Here is a 15,543-nt window from a genome sequence, read left to right as displayed (position 1 = left end):
GCGGGACGGATTATCTGAGCGCCGTGTGACGCTGGCATGACTGCCTGTGAGCCTGAGCGTCATCTTTTTGGAACCCGTCCTTACCAACTCTTTCTGCTTGTTATGTGGAAGTAACCGTGGCGAAAGCGCAGCGCCTTTTGCGCTTCATGTGCAGGTGTTCCAATGCGGGCGGAAACGAAAAATGGCCATCAAGTCCGGACTCGTCCCCACAGGCCACGCGGCCACCCGCTTTACACACAACAAACGACATCGGAGCTTCACACATGTTTCGTCGAGCCTTACTGGTTGGCGTACCCACTGCAGCAATGGCCATCGGCCTCTATGCATGCGGCGGCGGCAACGACAGCAACCCCGACTCGTCACAGTCGATCCAGAACCGTCTCGCGACGGCCACGCCGATCAAGCACGTCGTCGTGATCTATAACGAGAACGTCTCGTTCGATCATTACTTCGCGACCTACCCGAACGCAGCGAACCCGGCCGGCGAGCCGGTGTTCACGGCCGCCGCGGGCACGCCGGCGGTGAACGGGCTGAGCGGGGCGCTGCTGACGGCGAACCCGAACTTCACGAACACGCTGAATGGCGCAGCGGCTGCGAACCCGTTCCGTCTCGACCGTACGCAAGCTGCATCGGCCGACCAGAACCATGCTTATCGTGCGGAACAACAGGCTTATGACAACGGCGCGGCCGACCTCTTCCCGAAGTTCACGGGTAAAGGCACGGCGGGCGGCGCTGGTTCGTTCGGCACAGCCGGCCAGGTCATGGGTTACTACGACGGCAACACGGTCGGCGCGCTGTGGAACTACGCGCAACACTTTGCGATGAGCGACAACGCCTACACGGACACCTACGGTCCGTCGACGCCTGGCGCGCTCGAAGTGGTGTCGGGCCAGACCAACGGCATGCAGGTCGTGAAAGCGAGCCAGGGTCCGGTCAGCGCGACGAACACGGGCAGCTACTACGTCAATGACGGCCAGGGCGGCTTCACGATGATCAACGACGTCGACCCGGCTAACGACACGTGCTCGAGCACGACGGATACCGCGTTGATGGCCGGCAAGAACATCGGCGACCTGCTGAACGCGGCCAACATCTCGTGGGGCGGCTTCATGGGCGGCTTCAACCTGGCGACCGTGAACAGCAACGGCACGACGGCCTGCAAGCGCAGCACGTTGTCGCCGGTGGTGGGTCAGGCAACGGCCGACTACGTGCCGCACCACAACTGGTTCCAGTATTTCGCGTCGACGGCGAACCCGACGCACGCACGTCCGAGCTCGCAGGCTGCTATCGGCTTGTCGCTCGAAGCCGATGGCAAGACGCCGGAACCGGCTAACCACCAGTACGACACGGATGACTTCTTTGCATCGGTGAAGGCCGGTAACTATCCGTCGGTCAGCTTCATCAAGGCGCCGGCGTTCCAGGACGGCCACGCTGGCTACTCGGACCCGCTCGACGAACAGGCCTTCACCTCGAAGGTCGTCAACTTCCTGCAGCAGCAGCCGGATTGGGCGAGCACCGCTGTGATCGTGGCGTGGGATGACTCGGACGGCTGGTACGACCATGCCTATGCGACGCCGACGTCCGCTTCCTTCGACGCGATCGCGGATCAGGTGAACGGCGCCGGCAAGTGCGGCACGGGCACGGCTCCGCTGGGTGTGAAGGGCGCACCGGTCAATGGCCGTTGCGGTCCCGGCACGCGTACGCCGTTCATCGTGATCTCGCCGTGGGCGAAGGTGAACTATGTCGATCATACGCAGATCAGCCAGGCATCGGTCACGCGCTTCATTGAAGACAACTGGCTCAATGGCAATCGCCTCGGCGGTGGTTCGTTCGACGCAACTGCTGGCAGCATCATGAGTTTGTTCAACTTCAGCGGCGCGGGCAGCAACCCGAAGGTGTTCATCGATCAGAACCTCGGTACGCCGGTCGCATCGGTTCCGGCAATCTGATTTTACAAGCCGTGCGTTGCACGCTGACGCGAAGCCGAGCTTTGTACCTTGTCGCCGTCCCGCAATGGGCGGCGACTTTTTCACTACTGCTTTTTGTATCCTCTCAGGTCCCATGTCGCATACCGCCACACCTTCCATGTCGCCGAATGCCGGGCAGAAACCACGCCTGCCGCGCCCGAAAATCGTCCTGCTCTGGTGCATCGCCGCGGCGTTCGCTGCCGCGTTCGTGTTCTGCATCTGGGCCGTGCTTTATCCGGCGACCGTGCCCGCTCGTGTTGGCGACATCGTGGAAGACCTGACAGGCGCCAATCCGAATCCCGTCATGCTGAGCCGTCCGCCAGTCGCGCCGCTGAGCGCCGTCGCGTTGCTCGGCCAAAAGATATTCTTCGATAAATCCCTGTCCGCGTCCGGCACGCAATCGTGCGCGTCGTGCCACAGTCCCGACCATGCGTTCGGACCGCCGAACAACCTGTCCGTGCAACTCGGCGGACCGCACATGACGTTGCAGGGGTATCGTCCGCCGCCTTCGCTGATGTACCTGTATTTGCAGCCTAATTTCAGCATTGGCCCCGATGCCGGCGAAGCCGAAGCGCCGCCCGATTTTGCTGCCCTGGCCTCGCAAGCCGCCGGCACCGCCCGGGCGCAAAAGAACGCGGGTACTGCACCCGCCGCGCCTGCCATGGTCCCGCAAGGCGGTTTTTTCTGGGACGGCCGCGCCGACACCCTTCAGGCGCAGGCATCGGGCCCGATGCTCAATGCCGTTGAAATGGCGAACACGAGTCTCGAGGATGTCTCGGCCAAACTGCAGCGCACGGCTTACATGGGCGACTTCAAGCAGTTGTTCGGCCCGAACATCTTCAAGAGCACGGAGCTGGCAACGTCCGAGGCCATGTTCGCGGTCGCGCGTTATCAGATCGAAGAGCAGGCGTTTCATCCGTATTCGAGCAAGTACGATTACTGGCTCGAAGGCAAGGCGCGCCTGACGCAAGCGGAGCTGCACGGCCTGCGTCTTTTCAACGATCCCGACAAAGCGAACTGCGCCGGCTGCCACTTGTCGAAGCCCGCTTCCGACGGCACGCCGCCGATGTTCACCGACTACCAGTACGAAGCACTGGGCGTGCCGCGCAATACCAAGCTTGCGATCAACAACGATCCCAAGTTCTTCGACATGGGCGTATGCGGTCCCTTCCGCAGTGACATCAAGGACCAGACGCAATACTGCGGCATGTTCCTCACGCCCACATTGCGCAACGCCGCCACGCGCCAGGTCTTCTTCCATAACGGCGTCTATCATTCGCTCGATGACGTCATGGCGTTCTACAACGAGCGCAACACCGCCCCCGAAAAGTTCTATCCGAAGGGCGCGGATGGCAAGGTCAACAAATACGACGATCTTCCCGCCCAACTGCACGCGAACATCGACGTAGCCGATGCACCCTTCGATCGCAAGTTCGGCGACAAGCCCGCGATGACGGCCCAGGAAATGAAGGACATCATCGCGTTCCTGAAGACACTTGACGACGGCTACCGCAAAGGGTCCTAGCTTTTGCCAAGCTTGATGCTGGTCGTGTCGGCGGTGAGGTAACCCACGGTGGCGCCGAAGCGGTCTTTGTAGTTGGCCCGCACGAGCGGGTCCAGCGTGGCCTTCACCTTGTCGTGAACCGGGCTTTCCCAGTCGCCCGCGTGCTGGAAGTTCGTCATGACGTAGGTCCAGCCGTTGATTTCATCGACGGCATGAAGGCCCGTGGATTCTGCGCCGGCCGGACACGAGAGCACACGCGACAAGGTCTTTGTATCGACGTTATAAGCCCACAGGAAGTTGTTCACGTGCATGCTGGAATCTTCGCCAATGAAGAGCGTGCGCAACTTCTCCGAGAACTTTACGTTGTCCGGATTCGCGATCTTCGCGGCGCTCGCCGTGTTGCCCAGGGCATCCGGCGTCGCGAGGTCTTCGCCCACGAGGGCGGTCGGCGCGGCCATATCGACGGGAACCCATTCGCTGTTGATCGCGGCGCCGCTCGTGTCCTTCTGCGCTGATTTAAGGTTCAGCGCATAGACCGCGCCGGCGCTGATGGCGGCGTCCACGGCGACATCGGTCGAGGCGGAGTTGCCCTTCACCATCGACTTCTCGACGCGCGACATCGCCGTGTAGACGACCTTGTCCTTAGCGTTGACGGTCGTGCCTTCGAGCTTCGTAAATCCCAGACTCCCGCCAATGAATGCCGCGTAGCGATGCGTCTCGAGATATGCAGCCGCCTTCTCCATGCCCGGCTTGATGCGGATCCAGTTGAACGTGCCGTTGTAATTGATCTTCTTGAAGCTGGTATCGAGCGGATCCTTGGTCGCCACATCCATGATGTCCGATGCCTTCAGGCGCGAGGCCATCGCTTCGATCTCGGCGCTCGTGGCGCTGCCAATTTTGATCCATGTGAGGTTCGCCGACCCCGCTCCAGCCGATGACGTCTGCGCCCACTTCGCCACATACAGCGTCCCGGACGACAGATCCTCCGCACGATCCGCGATGAACATGAACAGGCCGCCGTTGGTCGCGTCGTCGCCCATCATCACCGTGCGCTTGTCCGGCATCACCTGGACCAGCTCATGCGAGATGCGGCCGAGGCAATAGTGCTTCTTGATCGTGCCGGTGCCGTCCGGATTCACGGTCACTTCGGGCAAGTGGCCATAGTTATAGGGATTGGCGCGGGTTGCATCGCCGTAGAGGCTCGTGCTGTAGGCCTTGAACTGCGCGTTGCTTGATATGGTCGTTGCGTCCGGCTCGTACTCCTCGCTCGACAAATGCGTGTTCCACGGCGAAAGACTCGCCCCGCATGTGATCCACAAACCGTTCGCCTTCGACGTATCCACGTTGTGATACTTCACGAGCGTGAGCTTGCCCGTGGTCTGGTCCTGATCGAGCGTCAATACCGCGATCGGCGACGGCAGTTGTCCATACGCCGACACGAGGCTCTGGTCGCGCGTTGCGTATTCGAACTGGACCACGGCGAACACGGCACGGCCCTTGATGCCGGGGACGGTGGGTTTATCGAGGGAGAGCAGCGAGCTTCCATCCGGGCAATCCGAAAAGAACTGGCGCTCCTTCCCCGGCACCGAACGGTCGATGATCGGCTGGTTGTTGATATCGAAATATCCGCCGCTCAGGATCGTGCCGCCGTTGCCGTTCGGAACCATGTCGCCGGTCACGAAGAAAGGTTGGTACGCGAGCTTGTAGTCCTGCGTGCTGCCGTCGCTCATGGTTACGGTGAGCGTCGACGCGACCGTGGTCGTTGCCATGGCTGCGGGGTTGGCGAGAGAAGGCGCAGCCATCGACGAAAACGCCGCCGATTTGAACGATGCCGACGTGCCCGCAACAGCGTCGTCGCCACCGCCACAACCGGACAAAAGCGTCGAAACGGAGAAAGCGCCCAAAGGCAGCATGGGTGCGCCGACCAGCAGTTTCAGGGTCTTGCGGCGGGAAAAATCGGGCTGCTCTTGCATGTCTTCTTGTCCGGGTTTGTGGGTAGGTTGCGTCCGGCTTAAGTAGTGACCGGCGCGCAATGAAGGCGAAGTGTAAGTTTCATGTATGAAAGCAATATGACAGTTATCGGTATTGGTTTTGGAAGTCTGGCAGAACGCGGCACCGCGTTTGCTCAGTGCAGTAGCGAGACAAGGACATTCCCCTTTATCAGTACAGGCACGCATGTGACGACCGAATCCAAGCTGGGCAAACCCATCAAGGAGCTGCTTCAGGGCACGCTGAAGAAGCGGCTCAAGGCGTCCTTGCATGATGTCTTTGGCATCGATGCACTGCGACCCGGGCAAGAGGAAGTGATCCGCAGCGTCCTTGACGGCCACGACACGCTCGCCGTCATGCCCACGGGCGCGGGCAAGTCGCTGTGCTATCAACTTCCGGCGTTGCAGCTCGGCGGCCTGACGCTCGTGGTCTCGCCGCTGATATCGCTGATGAAAGATCAGTCGGACAAGCTGCGGGAATCCGGTATCGCGGCGGTTGCGCTGCACAGCGGGCTTTCGGCGGCGGATGAACGGCAGGCGATCCGCGACATCCATTCAGGCGAGAGCCGCTTTTTGTTCCTTACCCCCGAGCGGCTGGCAAAGCCGGATTTTGTCGAAATGCTCAACGAGCGTGGCAAGCCCGGGACTCAGTTGATCGTGATCGATGAAGCGCATTGCATCTCGCAGTGGGGTCACGACTTCCGGCCGGCTTTCGTGGAGATGCTGCAGTCCATCAAGGCGCTTGGCAGGCCGCCCGTTCTGGCGCTGACTGCAACGGCAACGCCTGCAGTTGTAGAAGACATCCTGCGCGAGCTCGATATGAAGGACGCACAGGTCATCAATACAGGGGTGTATCGGGACAACCTGGTGTTTGCGGTCGAACAACTGACCAATCCGAAAGAGAAACGCACGCGTTTGCTTGAACGGATTCAGGCGCTAGAAGGGACTGGCATTGTCTATTGTTCGACGGTTGCCGAATGCAATGCGGTCCACGCGGAATTGATGGAAGCGGGAATAGAAGCTCAACGGTACAACGGCAAGATGTCCGCATCAGAACGCACGGCGGCGCAAGACGCGTTCATGGAGAATCGATGCCGTGTGATGGTCGCGACAAACGCTTTCGGCATGGGTATCGACAAACCGGATATCCGTTTTGTCATTCACCACCAGATGCCGGGAAGCCTCGAAGCCTACTACCAGGAAGCCGGCCGCGCGGGACGCGATGGAGCCGAAGCGCACTGCATCCTGCTGTTCGAATTGAAGGACAAGCAGGTCCAACAATTTTTCCTGAGCGGCCGTTATCCGAGTGTCGAAACGCTTACGCGTTGTGCCGATGCCCTGCGAAAGCTCGCGAGCGGGAATGAACGCAAGCTGATCGATACACCCATCGACTCGCTGCACGAAGCGCTGCCTGAGATTGGCTTGAACAAATTACGGACGGTGCTATCCGTGTTGCAGGACATGCGGATGATTCGACGCACACGCAAAGGCAGCGTGACCGTGCTCGACACCGACGCCCCGCACGATATGCAGGAAGCCGCGCAACGGTTCACGCAGAGGGCAGCACACGATCGCGAAGTGCTTGAACGGATGATCGGTTACGCGCAAAGCGGCCAGTGCCGCTGGCGCATCCTGCTCGATTATTTTCACGCGCATCTGGATGCGGCTCGTTTGCATGAAGCTGTATTGAGCATGCCCGACGAACTCGATGGCGGCGTCTGCTGCAAGTGCGACAACTGCGTTTCCCCGCCAACGGTCGTACCGAGCCCGCGCGAATTGCAGCAGCCCGCTTCCACGCCGAAGCGGGCCGCCAAAGTATGGAATCCCGGGGATGCGGTCCAGGTCCGTAAATACGGAAATGGCCACGTGGAAATGATGAGCGGTGATCGCGTCGCCGTTTTGTTTCCTGACGGCGAGACACGGACATTCATAGCACGTTACGTGAAGGCAGTTAAAGCAAGGAGGTCCTGATCATGAAACACGAATTCGACTCGGCATTTCATCCGGCGGATATCGCATTTGAGACGCTCAAGCTCGCACCGCATGCGTGGGTTCCCAACAATAGCCGCTTGCCCGTTTTGATTTATCGACGAGCGGTCGATCCGTCAACAAAGGATCTCGGCAAGACTTTCGAAGCGCTGCTCGCGGGCAACGAATGGCTGCCGCGATGGCGCGACAGCATCTTCGATTACCACCACTTTCATTCGACGGCGCATGAAGCGCTTGCAGTGATTTCTGGCAAGGCCGAGGTGATCATCGGCGGGCCGGGAGGCGAAGTTGTTTCTATCGCAGCCGGCGATGTCGTGCTGCTTCCGGCTGGCACGGGACATTGTCTGCAATCGACGGAAGGACGCTTCCAGGTTGTCGGCGCGTATCCAGAAGGGCAGCAATGGGATATCCGGCGCGATGCTTTATTGAAGGAAGAGATCGCTGCAATGGAAGCGTTGCCGTTTCCGCGCAGCGATCCTGTCGCCGGGCGCAAAGGTCCGTTACCCCAGGAATGGACCTGAACGTCATTCCATCACGATCTGAACCTTGACGTCGGTTGGATTGCCGCTCGCCGCTTCCTCGAAGGCCTTGATGCCGTCGGCAAATGCAAACGAGCGCGAGATGAACGGCTTCACATCCAGCCGGCCCGACGCGATCAACTGGATCGCGCGCGGGAACATGTTGGCGTAACGGAAGACCGATTCCATCCGTACTTCCTTGATCTGTCCTGCGACAATGTCGATGGGCACCGGATGCTGCGGCATGCCGACCAGCACGATGCAACCGCCCGGACACAGCAGGTCGACAATGCCATCGAACGCCTTCTCGTTGCCGCTTGCTTCGAAGACGATGTTTGCGCCCCAGCCATCGGTGAGTTCGGCGACAACGTCCTTCACCTTGCGCTCCCGGATGTTCACGGCCGTCACGCCTTGCACGCCGCCGATCAACTCGAGCTTTTCCGGCACGAGATCACACACGATCGCGCGGCTGCAACCGCCCGCAAGCGCGGCCAGCGCACACATCATGCCGATGGTTCCAGCGCCGAGAATGACAGCCACGTCCCCTGGCTTGATCTTCGCCTTTGTCGCGGCCTGCATGCCGATAGCCAGCGGCTCGACGATCGCGCCTTCGCCGAACGTCACGTTGTCCGGCAGCTTGAACGTGAACGCGGCCGGGTGCACGACGAATGGCGTCAGGCATCCATGAACCGGCGGCGTTGCCCAGAAACGCACGCTTGGATCGAGGTTGTACAGACCTTCGCGCGATGCACGTGACTCCATATCGGGCACGCCCGGTTCCATGCAAACGCGGTCCCCCACTTTCAGATGCGTGACTTCGTCACCGATCTGGATCACCGTGCCTGCGGCTTCGTGACCGAGCACCATCGGTTCGTTCACGACAAACGGCCCGATGCGCCCATGCTGATAATAGTGGATATCGCTGCCACAAATGCCAACCGTGTTGATGCGGATGCGCACGTCGCGGGGGCCCACGACCTGCGGCAATGTGAACGGACGCAAGCTGATGCGACGCGCTTCTTCAAGAACCAGTGCTTCCATGATTGAAGCCCTCTGCAAAGGGGTAACGTGGATAAAAATCAGCCGGCCTGAAAGCCGCCGTCCAAAGCCAGGCTTACGCCGTTGACCATGCTTGAATCTTCGCCGAGAAGGTACGCAATCGTGCGGGCCGCCTCTTCGGGCTGCACGAATCGACGCAAGGGGATGCGAGCCAGCATGGGATCGGACTTTGCCGGCTCGCTCCAGACTTTTTCCGCCATGGGCGTGAGCGTGATGACCGGATTGACCGTGTTCACGCGTATGCCATAAACGCCGAGTTCGACGGCCATGACGCGGCTCAATGCGTCCAGCGCGGCCTTCGATGCGCAATACGACGCGTGCAAAGGCGTTCCGACCTGAGCCGCGATACTCGACACATTGACGATCGCGCCACCGTTGCCCCTCGCAATCATGCTGCGCGCGCATTCCTGCGCGACGATCATTGCGGCGCGAACGTTCACGGCCATCGTAAGATCAAAAGCGTCGATGGTTGCATCGAGGAAAGCGCCGAGCTCGGCAATGCCCGCGCAGTTCACGAGCAAGTCAACCGGCTGCGCTTCTTGCGCAGCCTTCAACGTGGCGGCTGCATCCGCGAGATCGACCGCTATGGTCTTGCAATCGATCAGCGCGGCGAGCGCATTCAGGTCAGCCTGAGAACGGCTCAGCGCAACCACGTGTGCGCCGCGCTCGGCCATCAGTAACGCAGTCGCGTAGCCAATGCCCTTCCCTGCCCCGGTGATCAGCACCGTCTTGCCTTCGAACTCGCGATTCCGGTCCACGTTCATTGTCCTTTCAAGGTTCATCGCAGAGACGGCGCGCGGTCTCTTCGTCTGTTACCAGCACTGATGGATAACGCCCACGCAACGCAGCGCGCGTCACCGCGAACTTCTTCGCGCCGCCGCTCACCAGCACGACGCGCTTGATCTTGCGCAGATCGCCGAGCGTGATCGCGACCGTGCGGCGATTCAGCGGGTGATCGATCGCCTCGCCATCGGCGTCCATGAAGTGACCGAGCATGTCGCCGACCGCGCCGGCTTTCTCGAGCGTTCGGACCTGCTCGGGGTCGTTGATGCCGTAAGTCACCACGAGCGATTCCGTCAGGTCGCCGCACGTCAGCAACGCAAGATCGGAATGACGCGCGCGCTCATACGTCTCGCGCACGGCGCCCTCATGCAGCAGCATGTCGCGAACGTTCTGGCTGCTTACGTAAATGGGCGCCGCGAACAAAAAACCATCGGCCTGACAGAGGTTCGCGAAGTCCGAAACAATGTCGAACGTATTGATGCTCGGGCAATGCGACAGGCCGCCTTGCAGCGACACCGCCGATACCGGCCCGTACGCGCGCTGCGGCAATGCCCGAAGCACCGCTCGAATCGTGCGGCCCCAGCCAAGCCCGATGGTCTGCCCCGCCTCGATCTGACGCGCCAGGTAAGTCGCGCCGCCAATACCGATCGCGGCCATGTTCGCTTCGTTATTCGCGCCGGTCGGCACGACGACCGCCGCCTCCAGGCCGAAACGTTTGGTCAGCGCTTCCTCCAACGCGACGCATGGCGCGAGCCGGCTGTTGATGGTGATCTGCACCATGCCGGATTCGCGGCTCGCAGCAAGCAGCCGGTTTACGCGCACACGGTTGCTGCCAATGCGCTGCGCGATCTCCTGCTGCGTGAGGTTGCCGACGTAGTAATGCCACGCTACGCGCGCCTGCAGCTCCTCTTCGGTATCGACAAAGGGCTCGGCTGACACGGCGACGGCGGGCGGTGCGGGCTTGTTCATGAGCGTGATGGGTTTCGATAGGGACGGCGCGATGGTAATGCACCCACCCTTGCGTCACCTTTCATTTCACCGCGCCCATGGTGAGCCCCTGCACCAGCCTGCCCGACACGGCCAGCGCGAACACGACCATTGGCAACACGATCAGCGTCCCCGTCGCCATGATTTCGCCCCACGGCAATTCATAGCCGCTCATGTAACTCGTTGCGGCAACAGGTGACGTGATGGCGTCGGTGCGAGTGAGAACCAGCGCATACAGCAAATCGTTCCACGAAAAGATGAACGCGAAGATGGCAGACACCACAATGCCCGGCATCGCCAGCGGGAGGTTGATGCGCCAGAAAATGCGCCACGGGGAAGCGCCGTCGAGACGCGCGGCTTCATCGAGTTCAACCGGGATGTTGCGAAACTGATCCGTGCAGATCCATACGACAATGGGCAGCGAGAAGGTCAGATACAGCAGGATCAGCACGATGTGGGTATCGACGAGACCGAGCTTGGTTGCGATCAGGAAGAATGGCACCGCGAGTACTACAGGGCTCACCATGCGGTTCGAGATAAACCAGAACCACAAGTCCTCCTTGCCGCGAAACTCGAAGCGCGCAAGCGCATATGCAGCGGGCGCCCCGAGCAGGATCGACAGGAAGGTTGCGCTGCTCGCCACGATCAGCGAGTTGAGCAAGCTCGCAGCAACATCGTGTTCGAAGAGTGCGTCGGTGTAGTGCGCAAGCGTTGGCGTGAAAAGCCACACGGGGGGCACGGCGAGCGCATCGGCCTGGCTCTTGAGGCTCGTCGTGACCATCCAGTAGAACGGAAACACCGACGTGAGGAACACGATCAGCAAACCGATCACGTGCCAGACCGTCGCACGGCGACGCGCGTTTTTCGCCCGGCGTGCCCGCGACGAAAGCGGTGTGACGGTCACATTGTCAGCAGTTGATGTGCTCACACAGCCTCCCGATAAACAAAACGAATATAGAGCCGCGACAGCACGATCGTAAGGATCAGCAGCAAGACCGCCTGAGCGGAAGCCATGCCTTGATCGAAGAGACGGAACGCGACGCGCTGGATGTAGATGCTGATGAATTCGGTCGCCGTGCCCGGACCGCCGCGGGTCATGGTGAACACGGCATCGAACATCTTGAGCATGTCGGCGGAACGCAGGATCAGGATGGCGGTGAGACCCGGCAACAGATACGGCCGTTGCAGGTGCCATAGGATCTTGCTCCACTTCGGCGTCTCGAGACGCGCGGCTTCCTCGGCTTCCTTCGGAACCATCGCAAGACCCGCAAGCAGGATCAATGCGCAGAACGGCGTCCATTGCCAGATGTCCATGATCATCACGGAGACGAACGCAAGCGTGGGGTCAGCGAGCCAGTCGAGGGGCGGGATGCCAAAGAAGCTCAGCAGATAGTTGACTACGCCGAACTGCCGATTGAAGATCAGGCGGCCGATCAATCCCACCACGGCGTAGGTGGTTGCCATCGGAATCACGAGACCCACGCGCGCCGCCACACGCAGCCAAGGCAGCGCCGTCCTGTGCAGCATCAACGCAGCGAACAGGCCGAATGCGAGCTCGACAGGCAAGGTCAGGCAAAGGAACATGACCGTGCGGCCCAGGGCGCCCCAGAATGACGGATCGGTGAGCGTAGCGACGTAATTATCGATACCGACAAAAGGCGTCCCTGAAGCCAGGTCCGCAAGCTTGTATTGATGAAACGAGTTGTAGACCGCGAGCAGCAGCGGATAAATGCCGATGATCGCCAGCGCCGCGACGGCGGGAAACAAAAACCAGAACGCGGGCGATCGCGGCATGAACCGAAAACGCGCGCGCGGTCGCGGACGCATTGCGCCGGTCGCTGGTGGAACCGTGGTCTTGAGCATGAAACCTCTCCGCAGGTTGGCTCAACGTGAGCAAGAGGCATTGCGCACGCAATGCCCCTCTCATCGGCTTTACTTGAGCAAAGGCTTCTTGCCGTCGTAGTAACCCGCTTTCTTCAGGATGTCTTCTGTCTTCGTGCCGATCGTCTGTGCACCGTCTTTCACCGATACCTGGCCGAGCATGATCTTGCTGCCCCACTCGCCGATCACTTCCGACACGGCCGGCCATTCCGGGAAACGCGGCCGGTAGTCAGGCACGCCGCCTTGCCACGATTCGACCATCGGCTTCACGAACGGATACTTGCTTTGAACATCGGCTTCCTTGTAGACCGCCGTGCGGCCGCTGACACCGCCCGCTTCCAGATACGGCTTGGCCATTTCCTCGGAAGTGATCCACTGGATGAATAGCCACGACGCTGCCTGCTTCTTCGCATTCGACTTCGCGTTCACAGCCAGCGAGAAACCACCCAGCGCAGGCTTGAGTCCGGCGGGACCTTTGGGTTCGGTCGTGATCGCCAGGCAATCGCCGATCTTCGACTTGCTCGGATCAGTGAGCGTGGGATAGAACGCCGACCATTCCGTGATCATCGCGACCTGCCCTTGCGCGAGCGCATTCACGGCCTCCGCATGGTCGTAATCGACAATGCCCGGCGGCATGTACTTCATCAGCTTCTGCCGGTACTCGAGACCCGCCTGCGATTGCGGCGACATCAGGTTCGATTTGAACTTTGCGTCGAGCAACGACCCGCCGTTGGGCCACAACATGCGCATGAAGCTGTCGGCCGATTGCGTTTCGCCGCGACGCGACTGCAGCGCGAATGCAAACTGGTTCTTGTCGGGTTTCGTCAGCTTCGGCGCGTAGACGTTCAGCAGTTCGTCCCACGTCTTCGGCGGTTCGTTGAAACCCGCGTCCTTCAACATGCACTTGTTGTAGAACATCAGGCCCGAGTAGTTATCGAACGGAAGACCGTAGGTGGTCTTGTCCCAGGTGCCGAAGGAGTCCAGCAGGATCGGGAAGAATCCCGGCAGGTTCAGCTTGGGATCGGCGAGCTTGGGGTTGTCGGTAAAGGTCTTGATGGGCACGAGCCACTTGTTGCTCGCGAACTCGCCAATCCAGACCACGTCCACGAGCACCACGTCCTGGTCGCCGCCGCCGACGAAATTAAGCACCTGCTTTTCGCGGGTGTTCTCGTAAGGGATAACCTCAGTACGCACCTTGATGCCGGTTTCTTTCTCGAACTGGGGTATCAGTTTCGATGCCGCCTTGTATCCCGGCCGGTCAAGAAAGACAGCCTTGATGGTCGTGCCGGAATAAGGCTCCGCTGCTTCCTTCAACGTCCATGCGGACGCGTTCGACACCGATATCAAGGATGCCGTAACGCCCAGCAGCGCGAACGCCGCGGCCTGCGTGCAATGCTTCTTCATGCCTGTCTCCTGGGTAGTTCTTTTTAAAATGCCCAAAGCGGTCGAGGCCGGTTGAGCTGTTCGCGCGTGCTGAATGTCCGACTTGTGATCCTGCTTGTAATCCTGCTCTTGCTGCCGTTTCACTTGTAATTTCAGTTTTACAATTGTATATTTGGACGCGAACAGGTTGTCAAGAACAAATTCGAAAAGCACCGCTTGCTGCGTTGCAGGGCATACCGCGTGCAAAGCAACTTACTTTGCTCAGGCGCTGATCCGTGGCGCGGGGCATCTGCAGGAGACACGCATGAGTGCAGTTCAATTGCATCAGATCCGCAAGGCGTTTGCCGGAACGGAAGTATTGAAGAGCGTCGACATTGCCGTCACCGATCGCGAGTTCATGGTGTTCGTCGGCCCTTCCGGGTGCGGCAAATCCACGTTGCTGCGCACCATAGCAGGCCTTGAACGCAGTGACTCAGGGCAAGTACTGATTGGTGGCGAAGACGTCACCGACCTCGAACCCTCGCAACGCGGCGTGGCCATGGTGTTCCAGTCGTACGCGCTGTATCCGCATATGTCGGTGTACGAGAACATTGCGTTTGGACTGCGGATGATCAAGTTGCCCGAAGCTCAGATCAAGGAACGCGTGCAACGCGCCGCACAAATCCTGCAGATCGAACAATTGCTCGAACGCAAGCCTCGGGCGTTATCAGGCGGCCAACGTCAGCGCGTTGCGATCGGACGATCGATCGTGCGCGAACCGAAGGTGTTTCTCTTCGATGAACCGTTGTCCAACCTCGACGCGGCGCTACGCGTGCAGATGCGGCTTGAGCTGATCAAGCTGCACAAGCAGCTCAATGCAACGATGATCTACGTGACGCATGACCAGACCGAGGCCATGACAATGGCGGACCGGATCGTGGTGTTGAATCATGGGAAGGTCGAGCAGATCGGCTCGCCGCTCGAGCTTTACAGGACGCCGGTGAACCATTTCGTTGCCGGGTTTATCGGATCGCCGAAGATGAATTTCCTGCCCGCCAAGGTTCAGCGCGCGGACACGGCCGGCGTAACGATCGGCTTGCCGGGAGGAGCGTCCATCACGTTGCCGTTCGTCGCCGATGAGGTGACGGCCGGCGATACGCTGAGCTTCGGCATCCGTCCCGAGCATCTGATGGAAACGGCTGCGAGCGGCGCAGAAGGGAAGTTGTCCGGCACGGTGATGGTGGTCGAGCACCTTGGCGGCGAAACCTTGCTGCATGTGAACCTCGACGGCGATGTCCTGATCCAGGTGAAAGGCTCGGGGGAATCGACCGCGGTTGACGGCCAACCCATCGATGCCGGTTTCAACCTGCGTCACACGCATCTGTTCCGCGAAAACGGCGAAGCGCTGAAGCGGCTTCAGACAGTGCCGGCAAGCGCGGCTACGGCTTGAACAGGCGTTCATCCAAAGGTTCACGGGAATAAAAAAACACGAGGCCCCGGATATT

The 15,543-nt window shown here is 60.3% G+C and carries 12 protein-coding genes; 5 read left to right on the top strand and 7 right to left on the bottom strand.

What is annotated here, in order from left to right:
* Nucleotides 1-263 precede the first annotated feature (263 nt).
* Both AX768_RS17105 and AX768_RS17100 read left to right on the top strand, forming a co-directional pair.
* A complete protein-coding gene (locus tag AX768_RS17105) occupies nucleotides 264-1,949 on the top strand; it encodes a phospholipase C (protein WP_062001326.1) in 1,686 nt (561 codons plus the stop codon).
* A gap of 112 nt (nucleotides 1,950-2,061) precedes the next feature.
* On the top strand, nucleotides 2,062-3,492 hold the full coding sequence (locus AX768_RS17100) for a cytochrome-c peroxidase (RefSeq protein WP_062001325.1): 1,431 nt from the start codon (nucleotides 2,062-2,064) through the stop codon (nucleotides 3,490-3,492).
* Here AX768_RS17100 and AX768_RS17095 read toward each other — a convergent pair.
* Nucleotides 3,489-5,444: a PhoX family protein gene (locus AX768_RS17095; protein WP_062001324.1), complete on the bottom strand. Its 1,956-nt coding sequence runs from the start codon at nucleotides 5,442-5,444 to the stop codon at nucleotides 3,489-3,491. The two genes, AX768_RS17100 and AX768_RS17095, sit on opposite strands and share 4 nt — an antisense overlap.
* A 204-nt stretch (nucleotides 5,445-5,648) precedes the next feature.
* Between AX768_RS17095 and AX768_RS17090 the strand changes: the two genes are divergently transcribed.
* Nucleotides 5,649-7,430 (top strand): RecQ family ATP-dependent DNA helicase, encoded by a 1,782-nt coding sequence (locus tag AX768_RS17090; RefSeq protein WP_231941499.1) that lies wholly within the window; start codon nucleotides 5,649-5,651, stop codon nucleotides 7,428-7,430.
* A 2-nt stretch (nucleotides 7,431-7,432) separates the two neighbouring features.
* Entirely contained in the window at nucleotides 7,433-7,969 is a 537-nt protein-coding gene (locus AX768_RS17085) for a cupin domain-containing protein (protein WP_062001323.1), read from the top strand.
* A gap of 3 nt (nucleotides 7,970-7,972) precedes the next feature.
* Here the strand turns inward: AX768_RS17085 and AX768_RS17080 are convergent, their stop codons facing one another.
* From AX768_RS17080 to AX768_RS17055, 6 genes are all read right to left on the bottom strand, one after another.
* Nucleotides 7,973-9,007 carry an NAD(P)-dependent alcohol dehydrogenase gene (locus AX768_RS17080; RefSeq protein WP_062001322.1) on the bottom strand — a complete coding sequence of 345 codons (1,035 nt, stop codon included), beginning with the start codon at nucleotides 9,005-9,007 and terminating at the stop codon, nucleotides 7,973-7,975.
* Nucleotides 9,008-9,045: 38 nt separating this feature from the next.
* Nucleotides 9,046-9,789 (bottom strand): SDR family oxidoreductase, encoded by a 744-nt coding sequence (locus tag AX768_RS17075; RefSeq protein ID WP_062001321.1) that lies wholly within the window; start codon nucleotides 9,787-9,789, stop codon nucleotides 9,046-9,048.
* A 7-nt stretch (nucleotides 9,790-9,796) separates the two neighbouring features.
* On the bottom strand, nucleotides 9,797-10,777 hold the full coding sequence (locus tag AX768_RS17070) for a sugar-binding transcriptional regulator (RefSeq protein ID WP_062001320.1): 981 nt from the start codon (nucleotides 10,775-10,777) through the stop codon (nucleotides 9,797-9,799).
* A 61-nt stretch (nucleotides 10,778-10,838) separates the two neighbouring features.
* Complete coding sequence (locus AX768_RS17065; protein ID WP_062001319.1) at nucleotides 10,839-11,723, bottom strand: carbohydrate ABC transporter permease; 885 nt, start codon at nucleotides 11,721-11,723, stop codon at nucleotides 10,839-10,841.
* Complete coding sequence (locus tag AX768_RS17060) at nucleotides 11,720-12,658, bottom strand: carbohydrate ABC transporter permease (RefSeq protein WP_062001318.1); 939 nt, start codon at nucleotides 12,656-12,658, stop codon at nucleotides 11,720-11,722. Before AX768_RS17060 ends, AX768_RS17065 begins: the two co-directional genes overlap by 4 nt.
* 69 nt (nucleotides 12,659-12,727) lie before the next feature.
* Nucleotides 12,728-14,080: an ABC transporter substrate-binding protein gene (locus AX768_RS17055; RefSeq protein ID WP_062001317.1), complete on the bottom strand. Its 1,353-nt coding sequence runs from the start codon at nucleotides 14,078-14,080 to the stop codon at nucleotides 12,728-12,730.
* Between the two features lie 283 nt (nucleotides 14,081-14,363).
* Here AX768_RS17055 and AX768_RS17050 point away from each other — a divergent pair, with 283 nt between their 5' ends.
* Nucleotides 14,364-15,488, top strand: coding sequence for an ABC transporter ATP-binding protein (locus AX768_RS17050; protein WP_062002287.1), 1,125 nt, complete (start codon nucleotides 14,364-14,366; stop codon nucleotides 15,486-15,488).
* The last annotated feature ends 55 nt before the right edge of the window (nucleotides 15,489-15,543 follow it).

This window comes from Burkholderia sp. PAMC 28687 (genome assembly GCF_001577465.1).
Taxonomy (GTDB): Bacteria; Pseudomonadota; Gammaproteobacteria; order Burkholderiales; family Burkholderiaceae; genus Caballeronia.
The sequence above is the reverse complement of the archived record's forward strand: the minus strand, read 5'-3'. Positions and strand labels throughout refer to the sequence as shown.

Coding starts and splice junctions, on each gene's coding strand:
- AX768_RS17055 (WP_062001317.1), bottom strand. CDS start 14,080: ATGAAGAAGCATTGCACGCAGGCCGCGGCGTTCGCGCTGCTGGGCGTT.
- AX768_RS17080 (WP_062001322.1), bottom strand. CDS start 9,007: ATGGAAGCACTGGTTCTTGAAGAAGCGCGTCGCATCAGCTTGCGTCCG.
- AX768_RS17100 (WP_062001325.1), top strand. CDS start 2,062: ATGTCGCATACCGCCACACCTTCCATGTCGCCGAATGCCGGGCAGAAA.
- AX768_RS17060 (WP_062001318.1), bottom strand. CDS start 12,658: ATGCTCAAGACCACGGTTCCACCAGCGACCGGCGCAATGCGTCCGCGA.
- AX768_RS17085 (WP_062001323.1), top strand. CDS start 7,433: ATGAAACACGAATTCGACTCGGCATTTCATCCGGCGGATATCGCATTT.
- AX768_RS17070 (WP_062001320.1), bottom strand. CDS start 10,777: ATGAACAAGCCCGCACCGCCCGCCGTCGCCGTGTCAGCCGAGCCCTTT.
- AX768_RS17095 (WP_062001324.1), bottom strand. CDS start 5,444: ATGCAAGAGCAGCCCGATTTTTCCCGCCGCAAGACCCTGAAACTGCTG.
- AX768_RS17050 (WP_062002287.1), top strand. CDS start 14,364: ATGAGTGCAGTTCAATTGCATCAGATCCGCAAGGCGTTTGCCGGAACG.
- AX768_RS17075 (WP_062001321.1), bottom strand. CDS start 9,789: ATGAACGTGGACCGGAATCGCGAGTTCGAAGGCAAGACGGTGCTGATC.
- AX768_RS17105 (WP_062001326.1), top strand. CDS start 264: ATGTTTCGTCGAGCCTTACTGGTTGGCGTACCCACTGCAGCAATGGCC.